The sequence below is a fragment of the Beutenbergia cavernae DSM 12333 genome (assembly GCF_000023105.1).
Classification (GTDB): domain Bacteria; phylum Actinomycetota; class Actinomycetes; order Actinomycetales; family Beutenbergiaceae; genus Beutenbergia; species Beutenbergia cavernae.
This window is the reverse complement of sequence record NC_012669.1, coordinates 3,678,838-3,694,296: the sequence shown is the minus strand read 5'-3', so window position 1 is coordinate 3,694,296 and position 15,459 is coordinate 3,678,838. Positions and strand designations below refer to the sequence as shown.

The 15,459-nt window shown below is 73.0% G+C and carries 14 protein-coding genes; 9 read left to right on the top strand and 5 right to left on the bottom strand.

Going from position 1 to position 15,459, the window contains the following annotated elements:
* Positions 1-5: 5 nt before the first annotated feature.
* Both BCAV_RS16780 and BCAV_RS16775 read left to right on the top strand, forming a co-directional pair.
* The gene (locus tag BCAV_RS16780) at positions 6-1,553 is read left to right on the top strand and encodes an MFS transporter (protein WP_015883812.1); all 1,548 of its coding nucleotides are present in this window, start codon (positions 6-8) and stop codon (positions 1,551-1,553) included.
* Complete coding sequence (locus BCAV_RS16775; RefSeq protein WP_015883811.1) at positions 1,546-1,881, top strand: cupin; 336 nt, start codon at positions 1,546-1,548, stop codon at positions 1,879-1,881. Before BCAV_RS16780 ends, BCAV_RS16775 begins: the two co-directional genes overlap by 8 nt.
* 2 nt (positions 1,882-1,883) lie before the next feature.
* Here BCAV_RS16775 and BCAV_RS16770 read toward each other — a convergent pair whose 3' ends face one another.
* The 3 genes from BCAV_RS16770 to BCAV_RS16760 all read right to left on the bottom strand — a co-directional run bounded on the left by BCAV_RS16770 (position 1,884) and on the right by BCAV_RS16760 (position 3,734).
* Complete coding sequence (locus BCAV_RS16770; protein WP_015883810.1) at positions 1,884-2,747, bottom strand: siderophore-interacting protein; 864 nt, start codon at positions 2,745-2,747, stop codon at positions 1,884-1,886.
* An 87-nt stretch (positions 2,748-2,834) separates the two neighbouring features.
* Positions 2,835-3,230, bottom strand: coding sequence for a YybH family protein (locus BCAV_RS16765; protein WP_015883809.1), 396 nt, complete (start codon positions 3,228-3,230; stop codon positions 2,835-2,837).
* A 42-nt stretch (positions 3,231-3,272) separates the two neighbouring features.
* Positions 3,273-3,734, bottom strand: a complete 462-nt coding sequence (locus BCAV_RS16760; protein ID WP_015883808.1) for a nuclear transport factor 2 family protein — start codon at positions 3,732-3,734, stop codon at positions 3,273-3,275.
* Positions 3,735-3,812: 78 nt separating this feature from the next.
* Here BCAV_RS16760 and BCAV_RS16755 point away from each other — a divergent pair, with 78 nt between their 5' ends.
* From BCAV_RS16755 to BCAV_RS16725, 7 genes are all read left to right on the top strand, one after another.
* A complete protein-coding gene (locus tag BCAV_RS16755) occupies positions 3,813-4,394 on the top strand; it encodes a TetR/AcrR family transcriptional regulator (RefSeq protein WP_222836646.1) in 582 nt (193 codons plus the stop codon).
* A 258-nt stretch (positions 4,395-4,652) separates the two neighbouring features.
* Positions 4,653-7,094, top strand: a complete 2,442-nt coding sequence (locus BCAV_RS16750; RefSeq protein WP_015883806.1) for a beta-xylosidase/alpha-l-arabinosidase — start codon at positions 4,653-4,655, stop codon at positions 7,092-7,094.
* On the top strand, positions 7,091-8,095 hold the full coding sequence (locus BCAV_RS16745; protein WP_015883805.1) for an ABC transporter permease: 1,005 nt from the start codon (positions 7,091-7,093) through the stop codon (positions 8,093-8,095). Before BCAV_RS16750 ends, BCAV_RS16745 begins: the two co-directional genes overlap by 4 nt.
* The gene (locus BCAV_RS16740; RefSeq protein ID WP_015883804.1) at positions 8,092-9,015 is read left to right on the top strand and encodes a carbohydrate ABC transporter permease; all 924 of its coding nucleotides are present in this window, start codon (positions 8,092-8,094) and stop codon (positions 9,013-9,015) included. Before BCAV_RS16745 ends, BCAV_RS16740 begins: the two co-directional genes overlap by 4 nt.
* A gap of 70 nt (positions 9,016-9,085) precedes the next feature.
* Entirely contained in the window at positions 9,086-10,744 is a 1,659-nt protein-coding gene (locus BCAV_RS16735; RefSeq protein WP_015883803.1) for an ABC transporter substrate-binding protein, read from the top strand.
* A gap of 370 nt (positions 10,745-11,114) precedes the next feature.
* Complete coding sequence (locus BCAV_RS16730) at positions 11,115-13,235, top strand: beta-galactosidase (RefSeq protein ID WP_015883802.1); 2,121 nt, start codon at positions 11,115-11,117, stop codon at positions 13,233-13,235.
* Between the two features lie 5 nt (positions 13,236-13,240).
* Positions 13,241-13,930, top strand: coding sequence for a DUF624 domain-containing protein (locus BCAV_RS16725; protein WP_015883801.1), 690 nt, complete (start codon positions 13,241-13,243; stop codon positions 13,928-13,930).
* A gap of 15 nt (positions 13,931-13,945) precedes the next feature.
* Here BCAV_RS16725 and BCAV_RS16720 read toward each other — a convergent pair whose 3' ends face one another.
* Both BCAV_RS16720 and BCAV_RS16715 read right to left on the bottom strand, forming a co-directional pair.
* Complete coding sequence (locus tag BCAV_RS16720) at positions 13,946-14,395, bottom strand: SgcJ/EcaC family oxidoreductase (protein WP_015883800.1); 450 nt, start codon at positions 14,393-14,395, stop codon at positions 13,946-13,948.
* 43 nt (positions 14,396-14,438) lie between these two features.
* Positions 14,439-15,452 carry a LacI family DNA-binding transcriptional regulator gene (locus BCAV_RS16715; RefSeq protein ID WP_015883799.1) on the bottom strand — a complete coding sequence of 338 codons (1,014 nt, stop codon included), beginning with the start codon at positions 15,450-15,452 and terminating at the stop codon, positions 14,439-14,441.
* Positions 15,453-15,459 lie beyond the last annotated feature (7 nt).

Genomic DNA, 15,459 nt, shown 5'->3' with positions numbered 1-15,459 from the left:
GATCCATGTCGACGAGCAGGACCGCGGACGTCGGAACGAGCACCCCCGCCCGGGCCGGGCTCGCCCTGCTCATGGTGCCGATCTTCATGGCCGCCCTCGACATGACCGTGCTGTTCCTGGCGATCCCGACGATCGCCGCGGAGCTCCTGCCGACCGGGACCCAGCAGCTGTGGGTGCTGCACGTGGGCGACATCGCCGGCGCCGGCCTCGTGCTCACCGCGGGGCGGCTCGTCGACCGGTTCGGGCCGCGGACGTTGCTCGTCGTCGGGATGCTCGCCTACGGTTCGGCCTCCGCGATGGCCGCCTTCGCGCCGTCCGTCGAGCTGCTCATTCTCGCCCGGATGCTCCTCGGGGCCTCGGCGGTGACGATGGCGCCGGCGGGCATGGCGCTGCTGCGCCACATGTTCCCGGCGCCCCGCCAGTTCACCAGAGCGCTGGCGCTGTTCATGGCCGCGTTCTCCGGCGGGATGGCGCTGGGCCCGCCCCTCGGCGGGCTGCTGCTCGAGAACTTCTGGTGGGGTTCGATCTTCCTCGTCAACGTGCCGATCGCCGTGGCCGTGGCGGTGCTCGCCCCGCGACTTCTGCCCGCGGTGGCCGGGACCGGACAGGGCCGGATCGACCTCGCGAGCGTCCTGGCCTCCTCGCTCGGCATCGCGGGTCTCGTCTACGGCGGGCAGGAGCTCGCCGCGACCGGGTGGGACCCGTGGAGCGGTGCCGCCCTGGCCGCCGGCCTGGTGCTCGTCGTCGCCTTCGTGCTGCGCCAGCGCACGCTCCCCGACCCGCTTCTCGACCTCGGCCTGTTCCGGTACGCGCCATTCGCGCTCGGCGTGCTCGCGATCTGGCTGGTCATCACCGCGACCGCCGGCGCCGACCTCCAGTTCGCGCAGCACCTTCGGGTCGTGCTCGGTCACTCGGCTCTCACCGCCGGCGCGCTGCTGGTGGTGCCCGCGCTGGCGTCCGTGGCGGCGACGGCGGCCTCGCCCGCCCTGCTGCGGTGGCTGCGCCCGGGGCACGCCATCGCCCTCGGTGCCGGGGTCGCGCTCCTCGGCGCCCTCGGCATGGTGGTGGCGGTGACGGCCGGGACCGAGGCGTCGACGGCGCTGCTCGTCGGGGCGGCCGCCCTCGTCGCCGCGGGCGTCGCGCCGGTGTTCGCGCTCGGGACCGGCGTCATCCTGTCGAGCGCGCCCGTGGAGCGGACGGGCTCGGCGCAGGCGACGCAGGAGGTCGGCGGCAGCCTCGGCAACACCGCGGGTCTCGCGCTCGGCGGCACTGTCGCCTACCTCGCGTACTCGGGCACGCTGCGTGACGATCTCCCTGTCGGGATGGACGAGGAGCTGGCCCGGCAGAGCGTCGAGAGCGTCGGGGGCGCGCTCGATGCCGCCGAGGCGCTCCCGCCCGACGTCGCCGCGCAGCTGACCGAGGCCGCGCAGACCGCGTTCACGGTCGCGACGCGAGACGCGTACCTGGTCGCGGTGGCGGGGCTCCTCGCCGTCGCGCTCATGACGTTCCGTGGACTGCGGAACGCCCGACTGGAGGAGGACCACGATGACTGAGCCCGCCGTCCGCTCGTTCGACTCGGCGCTCGCGAACGGACCGCGCCTCGGGGATCGCCGCATCACGATGACGCCCGCCGTCGAGGCATCTGAGGGCGGCCCGCTCAGTGCGTACACGGCCCACCTCGGCCGCGGCGAACGGGCCGACGTCCCGGCGCCCTACGACGAGGTGTGGGTGGTGGTCAGCGGCCGGCTGCGCATCGTGGGGCCGGGCGGCGTGGTCACCGCCGGGGCCGGGGAGTACCTGCACGTGCCGCGCGAGACGCCGGGTGAGCTCGAGGCGGTGGAGGACACGACGCTCGTGTGCGTGTCCGTTCCCGCGCACTGACCTCAGTCGGGGTCGGACGGGTCGAGCGGCTCGTGGTGGTCGAGGTTGACGACGCCGCGCTTCCAGTAGCCGCTGACCGACAGCTGGTCGGCCCGCGCCCCGGCCTCGTGGCGCAGGTACGCCCGGACGGGCACGAGCGTCGTCGCCTCGCCGGCGGCGAACACGACGTCCTCGGGGGCTAGCGGCCCGAGCGAGCGGACGGCGTCGAGCACCTGCCCCGGACCGTCCTCGCGGTAGAGCCACTCGATCGACGCGTGGCCGAGCTCGGCGCCGTACGGTTCCACGCTCTCGTCGGCGACGTCGAGGATCGCCGTCACCGGGACGTCCGGGCCGACGGCGGCGACCCAGCGCGCGGCGGCGGGCAGCGCCGTCTCGTCCGCGACGACGACGAGGCGCGCGATGCCGTCCGGCGCGAGGACGGAGCCGCGCGGCCCGGCGATCGCGAGCTCGTCCCCGGCCGACGCCCGAGCCGCCCAGGCGGACGCCGGGCCCTCGTCGCCGTGCAGCAGGACGTCGACGTCGAGCACGTACCCGGGTGTCTCGACGCCGTCGTCGCCGACCTCGTCGCCCGGCCGCAGGGACCGCACCGTGTAGTCCCGCGAGATCGACACCCCGCCGACGGCGCGCTGCAGCCCGCCGTCGGCCGTGATCGACGGCGCGTGCAGCTCTCCCGTGACCGGGTCCGGGAAGAACACCTTGACGTGGTCCTCCGGCCCGTCGGCGACCATCGTCGCGAGCGGCGGGAGGTCGGGGCTGCCGTCGCGGAACGTCACCCGGCGCACGGTCGGCGTGAGGTCGCGGACGGCGTGCACGTGCACGCGCCGGACGGCGAGCGGGTGTCGGGCGGTGGCGCGTTCGAACGGCACGTGCGCGTGCTCCTCAGGTGGGCTGCTCCTGCCAGCACCGTAGCGCCGCCGGAGGACGAGCGACGGCGCCGGCGGGCTGCCGCCGACCTAGGTGGCGCCGTCCGGCTCCTCGGCGCTCGCGGTGTACGGCTTGCCCGGCCAGTACGCCCACTCCTCGAAGTCGGCGACACGGCCGTCCTCGGCGAACGTCAGGAGCCACAGGTCGCGGTACTCCTGGGGTGCAGGATCGCCGTACCGCACCTCCAGGCGGACGACGGCGGTGGCGCCGTCCACGGCGACGGGCTCGGCCCGGACGGTGAAGTCCAGGCCGGCGTCGTCGGCCCAGAACGCCTTGATGGCGTCGTGGCCGACCTCGCTCTCCTCGTACGGCGAGGGCCGGTACCGCGCGTCCGGCGTGAACAGCCGCTCGACGCCGGCGAGCTCAGCCGAACGCCAGTAGCGCTCGTACTCCGCGACCCAGGCCATGACCTGCGCTCGGTCCATGCACCGATGCTCACCCGTCGCCGCGGTGCCCGCAATCGGTCGTCAACCCGCCCCGAGCGCCGTCGCGAGCTCCGCGGTGGCGCCGACCAGCTGGGCCATGGCCACGGGGTTCATGTAGTCCCGGTAGTGGACGATCTCGCCGTCCCGGACCCGGATCACGCCCACGGCCTCGAAGCGGTACGGCCCGCCCAGGGCGTGCGACGTGCCGGAGTGCGCGATCTCGACGACGACGACCTCCGGGTCCACGCCCTCGTGCGCGACAAGGGTGACGTCGTCGATCTCGATCGCGCGCCGCGACCGGGCCGAGACGGCGTCGACGTACGCCCTGATCTGCTCGCGCCCGGCCAGGCGGGTCGGCGTCCCGGGGGCGGCGAACGGGTACTCGAGCACACCGTCGGCCGCGAACAGGTCGGCGAAGGCGATCCCGTACCTGCCGGTCACCATGCGACGCACCTGCTCGGCGACGTCGAGAGGCGAGCCGGCCTTCGTAGGCTGTGACGTCATGCGGTCCTCCTGGTTCGATGGGACCGGAGCGAAACGGAACGGTGGCCCCGCTTTGACGATACGGAACGCGCGCCCCGCTTGTCAACGGACGGCGGCGTCGTCGTGACCCGGCAGCCGCGCGCCGACGCGCGACGCAACCGTGAGCGCGTGCTCGCGGCGGCGCGGGAGGCGTTCGCGGCCGACGGCGCGGCGGTGCCGCTCGACGAGATCGCGCGGCGGGCGGGCGTCGGGGCGGGCACCGTGTACCGCCACTTCCCCTCCAAGGAGGCGTTGTTCGCGGCGGTGATCGACGACGACGTCGCCCGCCTTCTCGCCGACGCGCGCGAGCTCGCGACGTCCGACGATCCCGGCGACGCGTTCCTCGGCTACCTGCGCCGCCTCGGGGAGGAGGCGGGCGCGCGGCGAGACCTTGCCGACGCGCTCGCGGTGGCGGGGTTCGACGCCGGCCCCTCGTTCGACACGTCCGCCCCCAGCCTGCAGGAGGCGCTCGGCGTCCTCCTCGCCCGGGCGCAGGCGGCGGGCGCCGTGCGCGCCGACGTCGGCACGAGGGATCTCGTCGCGCTGCTCAAGGGTGCTCTGGTGGCGGTCGGGGTGGCGGACGACGACGGCGTGCGGGAGCGCGTGTTCGCCGTGCTGACGGACGGGCTCCGACGCGGCTGATCCGCCGTCGACCCGCGCGGCGTGGCCTCCGCGCGTGCTGCCGGACGCGTGTCGCAACTTTCAGTCGACGCACGCCGTCGAGCCTGCCGTCCGGCCGACCTGCGGTCGAGGGGTTGACGCATCGCCGGGCGAGCGCTTACCGTCGGGCTATCGATCAGGACGTCGATAGTTTCGAGCGGGAATCCGGAGCGAGCGCCAGCGAGCGCAGGAGGATCGCGACCTCAGGAACGAACCACAGAGCGGTGGCGGAGGGTCCAGGTGGCGCAAGGGCAGGACGTGGACCCGGCGGGTCCGGGCGAGCGAGGAGACGCGCGCCCGTGGCAGGACCCCGGTCGGAGCGTGGCCGAACGCGTCGAGCACCTCGTCGGCGCGATGACGTTGGACGAGAAGCTGTCCCAGCTCGTCGGCCTCTGGGTCGGCGCGGATCCGGACGGCGGTGACGTGGCTCCGCACCAGGCGGACATGAGCGGGCACGTCCCGGCGTTCGCCGACGTGATCGCCGGCGGGCTCGGTCAGCTCACGCGGCCGTTCGGCACGGCGCCCGTGGACCCGGTGCAGGGTGCCCGGTCGCTCGCCCGCTCGCAGGCGCAGATCGTCGCCGCGAACCGGTTCGGCATCCCCGCCCAGGTGCACGACGAGTGCCTCGCCGGGTTCGCGGCCTGGCAGGCCACCGCCTACCCGGTCCCGCTCTCGTGGGGCGCCTCGTTCTCGCCGGGCCTCGTCGAGGAGATGGCCCGCCGGATCGGCGCCTCGATGCGCTCCGTCGGCGTGCACCAGGGTCTCGCCCCGGTCCTCGACGTCACGCGCGACTTCCGGTGGGGTCGCACGGAGGAGACCATCGGCGAGGATCCGCACCTCGTCGGGGAGATCGGGGCAGCGTACGTGCGCGGGCTCGAGTCCGCCGGCGTCGTCGCCACGCTCAAGCACTTCGCCGGTTACTCGGCCTCGCGCGCCGGTCGCAACCTCGCGCCGGCGGGACTCGGCCCGCGCGAGCTCGCCGACGTCATCCTGCCGCCCTTCGAGGTCGCGCTCCGCGAGGGCGGCGCGCGCTCCGTCATGCACTCGTACGCGGACGTCGACGGCGTCCCGGCGGCCGCCGACGTCCACCTCCTCACGGACCTGCTCCGCGAGCGCTGGGGCTTCGGGGGGACGGTCGTCGCCGACTACTACGGCATCGCGTTCCTGCACACCCTGCACGGCGTGGCCGCCGACCTCGAGGAGGCGGCCGGGCTCGCGCTCGCCGCGGGCGTGGACGTCGAGCTGCCGAGCGTCCACGCGTACGGCGACTTCCTGCGCGCGGGCGTGGCCGCGGGCCGCATCGACGAGGCGCTCGTGGACCGGGCCCTGCGGCGGGTGCTCACGCAGAAGTGCGAGCTCGGCCTGCTCGACGCCGACTGGGAGCCGCTCCCCGAGGCGGTGCGGGATCCCGCAGGGAGGAACGGCACGGAGCTGACGCTCGACGACCGGCGCTCCCGCGCCGTCGCGCTCGAGATCGCCCGCCGCGGCGTCGTCCTCCTCGCGAACGACGGCACGCTGCCGCTGCCGCCCGCGGCGCGCATCGCCGTCGTCGGCCCGCTCGCCGACGACCCGCTCGGCATGCTCGGCTGCTACTCCTTCCCGGTCCACGTGGGCGTGCGTCATCCCGAGCTGCCGATGGGGATCGAGGTCCCGTCCGTGCTGGGTGCGCTCCGCGAGCGGGCCGACGGCGTCACGTACGCGCCCGGGTGCGACGTCACGTCGCGCGACACGTCCGGGTTCGACGCCGCCGTCGCCGCGGCGCGGGACGCGGAGGTGTGCGTGGTCGCGGTGGGCGACCGGGCCGGCCTGTTCGGCCGCGGCACGTCGGGGGAGGGGTGCGACGCGAGCGACCTGCGCCTGCCCGGCGTGCAGGCCGACCTCGTGCGGGCGGTCCTGGACACCGGCACGCCGGTGGTGCTGCTCGTGCTCAGCGGCCGCCCGTACGCGCTGGACGACCTCGCCGACGACGCGGCCGCCGTCGTGCAGGCCTTCTTCCCCGGGCAGGCGGGCGGACAGGCGATCGCGGAGGTCCTCACGGGAGCCGTCAACCCCTCCGGCCGCCTGCCGGTCAGCCTGCCGCGCGACGCCGGCGGCCAGCCCGGCACGTACCTCGCCGCGCCGCTCGGCCGCCGCAGCGGCGTCTCCGCCACGGATCCCACGCCGCAGTACCCGTTCGGGCACGGGATCGGCTACACGCGCGTCGCGTGGGGTGACGTGAGCGTGCTCGGTGACGACGACGCCGCAGCCTCGGGCAGCGGTCCGGCGGGCGGGCGCGTCGCGTGGCCGGTCGACGGCGACGTGACGCTGGAGCTGACCGTCCGCAACGACGGTGCACGAGCCGCCGCCGACGTCGTGCAGCTGTACCTGCACGACGTCGCCGCCCAGGTCGTGCAGCCGGTCGTCCGCCTCGTCGCGTTCGCGCGTGTCGAGCTCGACGCCGGCGCCTCGGCGCGCGTGCGCTTCACGGTGCCCGCGGACGCCGCGTCGTTCACCGGGCTGAGGCGCGAGCGGATCGTGGAGCCCGGCGGGGTGGAGCTCCGGGTGGCGCGGTCGAGCGCCGACGTCCACGCCGTCGTGCCGCTCGAGCTGACCGGCGCCCTCCGGCGGGTCGGACCCGGTCGACGCCGGGCGAGTGCCGACGTGCGGGTCCTGGACCCGCTCGCCGAGGAGGTGCCGGCATGACGACGCCCGTGCCGAAGGCGATGACGCCCACCGTGGTCGAGGCCGCGATGGGAGAACCGGTGGGCGAGGAGCGGGTGCAGCAGCCGCCGCGCCGGATCCGGCAGGGCTGGCGCAAGGCCGTCCGCCGGGACTGGCAGCTGTACTCGCTGCTGATCCTCCCCGTCCTGTTCTTCGTGATCTTCCGCTACCTGCCGATGGCCGGGAACGTCATCGCGTTCCGCCGGTTCCGACCAGGGGGCTCGATCTTCGGCGAGGAATGGGTCGGCCTGTATTACGTGCAGATGTTCATCCAGGACCCGACGTTCTGGAACGTGTTCCGGAACACCCTCATCCTGGGTGCCCTGAGCCTGGTGATCATCTTCCCGTTGCCGATCGCCCTCGCGCTCATGCTCAACGAGCTCCGGTCGCGCACGTTCAAGCGGTCGATCCAGACGATCTCCTACCTGCCGCACTTCATGTCGGTCGTGATCGTCGCCGGGCTCGTCTTCCAGCTCACGGCCGCCCGCGGCACGATCAACCAGATCGTCACGGCGCTCGGCGGTGACGCGATCCTCTTCATGCAGCAGGCGGAGTGGTTCCGCTCCATCTACGTCGGCTCGGAGATCTGGCAGACGGTCGGGTGGGGCACGATCCTCTACCTCGCGGCGCTCACGACGATCGACCCGCAGCTGTACGAGGCCGCCCGGATCGACGGCGCCGGCCGGTGGCGGCAGACCTGGCACGTCACGCTCCCCGGGATCCGGCCGACCATCGTCGTGCTGCTCATCCTCAACATCGGCACGTTCATGGCGGTCGGTTTCGAGAAGGTCCTGCTGCTGTACAACCCGCTGCTCTACCCGACGGCGGACGTGATCTCGACGTACCTGTACCGGGTCGGCATCATCTCGAGCAACTTCTCCTACGCGACGGCGATCGGGCTCTTCGAGGCGCTGATCGGCCTGACGCTCATCCTGTCCGCCAACGCGATCTCGCGCCGAGTGGTGGGAGCGAGCCTGTGGTGACCACCGAGCTGCCAGCCTCCGCGCCGCGCGTCGAACGACCGGTGGGGACGGTGATCAAGGACACCCGCGGCTACACGGTGTTCCGGGTGGTCAACGGGACAGCCCTGCTCCTGGTCGCGGCGCTCACGCTCTACCCGTTCATCAACCTGGTGGCGCAGGCGTTCAGCTCCGAGGCGTTCATCCGCTCGGGCCAGGTGAACCTGTGGCCGCGCGGGTTCAACCTCACGACGTTCGACATCGTGACGAGCGACCCGATGTTCTGGCGCAACTACGGCAACACCGTCGTCTACACGGTGGTCGCGACGGCGATCGCGATGGTGCTGACGACGACGTTCGCGTACGCGATCTCGAAGCGCCACCTCAAGGGGCGCACCGTGTTCATCGGTATCGCCGTGTTCACGATGTTCTTCAACGGCGGCCTCATCCCGAACTACGTGCTCATCAACACGCTCGGCATGAAGAACACGCTGTGGGCGATCGTGATCCCCAACGCGATCAGCGTGTTCAACCTGCTCGTCATGAAGTCGTTCTTCGAGAACTTCTCGACCGAGCTGGAGGAGGCGGCCGAGATCGACGGCCTGAGCACCTACGGGAAGCTGTGGCGCGTCGTGCTGCCGCTCAGCAAGGCTGTCATCGCGACGATGGTGCTGTTCTACTCCGTGTCGTTCTGGAACTCGTGGTTCTCGGCGTTCCTGTACATGGACCGCGCGGAGCTGTACCCGGTCACCGTGTACCTGCGGAACCTCATCGCGGCGGCCACCGTCGTGCAGGGCGCGGCCGGCTCGGACTCAGCCGCGCAGATCGCCTCGAACGTGCAGGCCGTGACGATGCTGCTCACGGTCCTGCCGATCATCTGCGTCTACCCGTTCATCCAGAAGTACTTCGTGTCGGGCGTGATGCTCGGCGCGGTGAAGCAGTGACCCACGCCAAGAGGCACCCGCACGCCCGGGCTTCGATCGCGGAGCCGGGGCATCACCGAGGAGGAGAACCATGAGGACGACGAGGAGACGCAACGCGGCGGCCGTCGTCGCCGCGGCGCTGGCGATCACGCTGGCGGCCTGTTCCAGCGACGGGGGATCCGAGGATGAGACGCCGGACGAGAGCGAGCTCGGTCAGGTCGGCGCGATGGAGGACTACGACGTCGGGACGACGTTCGTGGCGACCGAACCGGTGGAGTTCGGGCTCCTGTACCGGGACCACCCGAACTACCCGCTGCAGGAGGACTGGCTCCTCCTGCAGTCGCTCGAGGAGGACCACAACGTCAGCTTCGACATCACGAGCGCGCCGCTCGCCGAGTGGGACCAGCGCAAGGGCCTGCTCATCGGCGCGGGCGACGCTCCCGAGATCATCTCGGTCACCTACCCGGGCCAGGAGGTCCAGTTCGTCGCCGGAGGGGCGATCCTGCCCGTCAGCGACTACCTGCAGTACCTGCCGAACTTCACGGCGAAGGTCGAGGAGTGGGGCCTCGAGGAGGCGCTCGACCAGCGCCGTCAGGAGGACGGCAAGTTCTACATGCTGCCCGGCCTGCGGGAGTCGGACCGTCCCATGTACACGTACGCGGTGCGGGCCGACGTCTGGGAGGAGCTCGGCCTCAGCCTCGAGCCGGCGAGCTTCGACGAGTTCGCCGACCAGCTGCGCACCGTCCACGAGGCCTACCCGGACGTGTGGCCGCTCTCGGACCGCTGGTCCGCGAACGGGCCGCTCGAGGCGACCCTCAACTTCGCCGCCCCGAACTTCGGCACGTCCGCCGGGTGGGGTTACGGCGAGGGTGTCACGTGGGACGCCGACGCCGAGGAGTTCGTGTACACGGGGGCCACGGAGGAGTACCGCGCTCTGCTGGAGTACTACAACGGCCTCATCACCGACGGCCTCATGGACCCGGAGAGCCTGACGCAGGACGACGACCAGGCCATCCAGAAGTTCGGCTCCGGTCAGTCGATGGCGATCGCCGCGAACGACCAGGAGATCCTGCGCTACCGCGACACGTTCACCGAGCTCGGGACGGACGCCGAGACGGCGCTGATCCGGGTTCCCGCCGGCCCGGCCGGTGACAACGTGCCCGCCGGCACGCGCCTGCAGAGCGGCCTCATGATCTCCGCCGACGCCGCCGACAGCGACCACTTCCTCGCGCTGCTGCAGTTCATCGACTGGCTGTACTACTCCGACGAGGGCCTCGAGTTCGCCAAGTGGGGCGTCGAGGGCGAGACCTTCACCTGGGACGGCGAGACGCGCGTCCTCGTCGACGACATCGACATCAACGGCCTCAACCCCGGCGCCCCCACGCAGCTCAACGTGGACTACGGCTTCCACAACGGGGTGTGGATGCTGGAGCACGGCTCCACCGACGACCTCGACCAGTCGATGCTCCGGCCCGAGGTGATCGACTTCGTCGAGTCGATGTCGAACCGCGAGGAGCTGACGCTGCCGCCGCCGTGGCCGCTCAACGAGATGGAACGCGAGCAGGTCTCGCTCCTGCAGACCGCGCTCAAGGACCACGTCTGGCAGAACACCGCGGCGTTCATCCTCGGTCAGCGGTCCTTCGACGAGTGGGACGCCTACGTCGCCGAGCTCGAGGGCCTGAACGTGCAGCAGTACCTCGACGTCGCGAACACCGCGCAGGAGCGTTTCGCGGAGAGCAGCTCCGAGTAGGTGCGGCGGCTGGGGTGCCTGGGTCGGGTGCGGCGGTGGCGGCCGGGGTGCCTGGGTCGGACGCGGCGGTCGCGGCCCGTGCCCGGGTCGGGTGCGGCGGTGGCGGCCCGTCCTGCCCGGGCGCTCCTTCGTCGCGCCCCACGCCCAGCCACTCCGGGACGGGCCGCCACCGCCGCACCCTCGCAGGGCGCCCCACCTTCGCGAGAGGTTCTCTGCGCCACCGCGAGAGGAAGTCTGCGCCACCGCGAGAGGTTTTCTGCGCAACCGCGAGAGGAAGTTGGCGTCACCGCGAGAGGGTTTCTGCGCCACCGCGAGAGGTTTCTGCGGGCGACACCAGTGAGGCGGGCCTCCAGCCCGCGGAGAGGACCCGATGATCCTGCCGAGCACACGCCGGATCCCGTACGGCGGCGACTACAACCCCGAGCAGTGGCCCGAGGAGGTCTGGGCCGAGGACGACGCGGCCTTCGACCTCGCGCACATCGACACCCTCACGGTCGGCGTCTTCGCCTGGTCGCTGACCCAGCCGCGCGAGGACGTCTACGACCTCGATCTCCTCGCGCAGATCCTCGACCGTGCGCACGCGCAGGGCCGCCAGGTCTGCCTCGCCACCGGCACCGGAGCCCTGCCCCCGTGGCTCGCGCGCGCCTACCCGGAGGTCTGCCGCACCGACTTCGAGGGCCGGCGCCACGTCTACGGTCAGCGCCACAACGCCTGCCCCAGCTCACCCGCCTACCGCCGCCTGGCCGCGGCACTGGCGGGCGCCGTCGCCGCGCGGTTCGCGGACCACCCCGCCCTGCTCGCCTGGCACGTCAACAACGAGTACGGCGGCGCCTGCTACTGCGACCTGTGCGCCGCCGAGTTCCGGGCCTGGCTGCGTCAGCACCACGGCAGCCTGGACGCGCTGAACGACGCCTGGAACGCCACCTTCTGGTCCCACCGCTTCACCGCGTGGGAGGAGATCGTGCCGCCGAACGCGCTGTCGGAGCACTGGCGCGGCCCCGACCACACGGCGTTCCAGGGCATTACGCTCGACTACCTGCGCTTCACCTCCGACAACCTCCTGCGCACGTTCCGCGAGGAGAAGGCGGCGATCCGGGAGCACTCCGACGCCCCCGTCACCACGAACTTCATGGGCATGTACCGCCCGATCGACTACCACCGGTGGGCCGACGACCTCGACGTCGTCTCGTGGGACAACTACCCGCCCGACGAGCGCTCGGCCTCGCGCATGGCCCTCGCCCACGACCTCATGCGCGGGCTCAAGGGCGGGCAGCCGTTCTGGCTCATGGAGCAGACCCCGACCGTCACCGCGAGCCGCGACGTGAACCCGCTGAAACGGCCCGGCGTCATGCGCCTGTGGTCGTGGCAGGCCGTCGCCCACGGCGGCGACGCCGTCCTGTTCTTCCAGATGCGCCAGAGCCGCGGCGCGTGCGAGAAGTACCACGGCGCCGTCCTCAATCACGCCGGCCGCACGGACACCCGCTCCTTCCGCGAGGTCGCGGCGCTCGGCGAGGAGCTCGAGCGGCTCGGCGACGCCCTCCTCGGCGGCCGTACACCGGCCCGGGTCGCGCTGCTGTTCGACTGGGACTCCTGGTGGGCCGTCGAGATCTCCGACGGCCCGAACCGGCACGTGCGGTACCCGGCCGTGCTGGTCGACTACCACCGCGCGCTCTGGGAGGCGGGCGCTCAGCTCGACGTCGTCCCGGTGACCGCCGACCTCACGGGCTACGACGTCGTCGTCGCCCCGCTGCTGCACATGGTCAAGGGCGACCTCGCCTCGCGGCTCGAGGCCGTCGTCGCCCGCGGCGGCAGCGTCGTGACGACCGTGCTGTCCGGCCGCGTGGACGAGGCCGCCAACGCGTTCCTCTCCGACGTCCCTGGCCCGCTCGCCCGCCTGCTCGGCGTCCGGGTGGACGAGACCGACGCCCGGCCTCCCGCCGCGGCGAACTCCGTGACGTTGACGGAGGACGACGGCGCGGCCCGCCTGGTCTCGGACGGCACCCTGGTCTTCGACCTCGTCATCCCGGACGGCGCCGACGTGGTCGGCACGTACGGTGCGGACTTCTACGCCGGGTCGCCGGCGGTCACGCGGAACACCTTCGGCGACGGCGAGGCGTGGTACGTCGGCACGATGCTCGACGGCGACGGCGTCGCCTGGGTCGTGCGCCGCGTGCTCGCGCGTCACGGGCTCCTGGGTCCGTACGCCGACGCGCCGGGCGTCGAGCACGCGGTCCGCCAGGTCGACGGGACCACGTACGACCTGGTGCTGCACCACGGGGACGAGGCGGTCGAGGTCGTCGCGCACGCCGGCGGCACCGACCTGCTGACGGGAGGCCGCATCGAGCACGGGGCGACCCTGACGCTCGAGCCGACCGACGTCGTCGTCCTCGCCCGCGACGATGCCGACGCAGCGTCGATGCCGACGCCGGCCGGTACCGTCGAGGCGTCTGACCCAGCAGCAGCGGGCCAGGGGCGGGCCGGAAGGACGTGAGCGCCATGGCCGACGGGGCGGCACCATCGCCGATCGTCGGCGCCGGTCCGCTCTCGCGCGCCTCCGCCGTCGTGTACTGGACCCTCGCGCTCGAGGCACTCTTCCTGCTGGCGGCGTCGCCGGGACTCGTGCTGCTGTTCCTGCTCGTCCCCGACCCGAGCAACATCCCGCTCGTCGCGCTCGCGCTCGTGCCGGTGGGCCCGGCGTTCGCCGCCACGGTCTTCGCCTGGCGGGCCTCCGCCCGGGAGCGGGACCTGGCGCCGTGGCGGCACTTCCGCCGCGGCTACCGGCTCGGCCTCGGCGACGTGCTCAGGATCTGGATCCCCGGCCTGGCCGTGCTCGCGGTCCTCGGGATCAACCTCACCCACCTGGAGGCGACGGGCCTGCCGCCGGCGGGCGGCGTCGTCCTGGCGGTGCTCGCGGCGGGCATTGCGCTCTGGCTGGTGCACGCCGTCGTGCTGGCGGCCCTCATGTCGTTCCGGACCCGCGACGTCGCCCGACTCGCCCTGTACTACCTCGGTGCGAAGCCGCTGGTCACCCTGCAGTACGCGTCGTTCGCGATCCTGGCGGGCGGCGTCGTCGTCCTGACGTCCGACTGGGTGCTCGCCGCGCTCGCCTCGGTGCTCGCGGCGCTCGTGCTGCGGGCCGCGCGGCCCGTGCTCGCCCACGCCGAGGCGACGTTCACGGCGTCCTGAGCGGCCGACCAGGCGTCACGAGCCGGCGCCGGTCCCGACCTGCACGTTGTGGTACGCCTCGACCCACCACCGCCCGTCCCGCCGCACGAACACCTCGAGCAGCCGGGTGGTGAGGACGCCGTCCGGCGGGACGGGGACCCCGGGCGGCATCTCGACGACGCCGCGCACCTCGTTCTCGACGTCGACGAGCGCGACGTCCGGGGTGACGAATCGGATGCGCCGGATGACGTGGTGCTTCGTGGTCGCGCGGTAGAACGTCGCCAGGATCTCGCTGTGCCGAGTCGCGAACGCGGACGCCCCGTACAGGAGCGCCCCGAAGACGTTCGTGAACGAGACGTCGGGTGCGACGTGGCGGGCGTAGCCGACGCCGTCGCCGGCGTTCCACGCGGCGGTCTGCTCGGCCACGACGGCGCGGATCGCTGCCTCGTCGTCGGCGTGCGCACCCGCCGTCTCGAGCTCCGGCACAGTCCCCCTCCTGGCGGCCACCGTAGCCCACCACGCCCGGCCGTCACTCGGGAGGGGCGGTGCTCCCGCGCACGACCAGCTCCACCGCGAGGTCCATCCGCGGGTTCCGCAGCGTCTCGCCGCGCGCGAGCGCGAGCAGCATGCGGGTGGCGGTGGCGGCCATCTCGCCGAGCGGCTGCCGGATCGTCGTCAGGGCCGGCCCGATCCACTCCGCCACGGGGAGGTCGTCGTAGCCCACCACCGAGAGGTCCTCGGGCACGCGCAGCCGGAGCTCGCGCGCCGCTCGCAGGAGCCCGACCGCCTGCATGTCGCTGCCGGCGAACACCGCCGTCGGGCGGTCCGCTGCACCGAGCAGCTCGAGCCCGTGCCGGTAGCCGCCCTCGAGGGCGAAGTCGCCGTACCGGATGAGGGAGGCGTCGACGGCGATCCCCGCCTCCTCGAGAGCGCTGCGGTAGCCGTCCACGCGAGCCCGCGAGCACAGCACGTCCGGCTGCCCGGAGATGACGGCGATGCGGCGGTGCCCGAGCGAGAGCAGGTGGCGGGTCGCGGCGAGCCCGCCGCTCCAGTTCGCGGAGCCGACGGTGGGCACGTCGGCGGGCTGCTCGCCGGCCGTGTCGACGACGACGAACGGCACCCCCCGCGACAGCAGCTGGCGCCGCTGCCCGGCGTCGACCTCGCTGAGCACGAACACGACGCCCATGGAGCCGCGGGCGAACACGTCGTCGAGCCACTCCTGCCTCGGGCGGTGCGCGCCGCCGAGCTCCGACAGCACGACGCCGAGGCGCTCCGCCGCCGCCACGCGCTCCACGCCCCGGATGATCTGGGCGGCCCAGCCGGCGTCGAGCTCGTGGAACACGAGCTCCACGAGCTTCGACCGGCTCCGCCCGCGGGCGCCCCGGCGCGTGTAGGAGTGCCGCTCGATGACCTCCTCGACGAGCGCCCGGGTCGCCGGCGCCACGTCAGGCCGGCCGTTGAGCACCTTCGAGACGGTCGGCACGGAGACGCCCGCCTCAGCGGCGATGCTCGCGATCGTCGCGCGTGGCGCGTCCTCAGCCATCGACCCC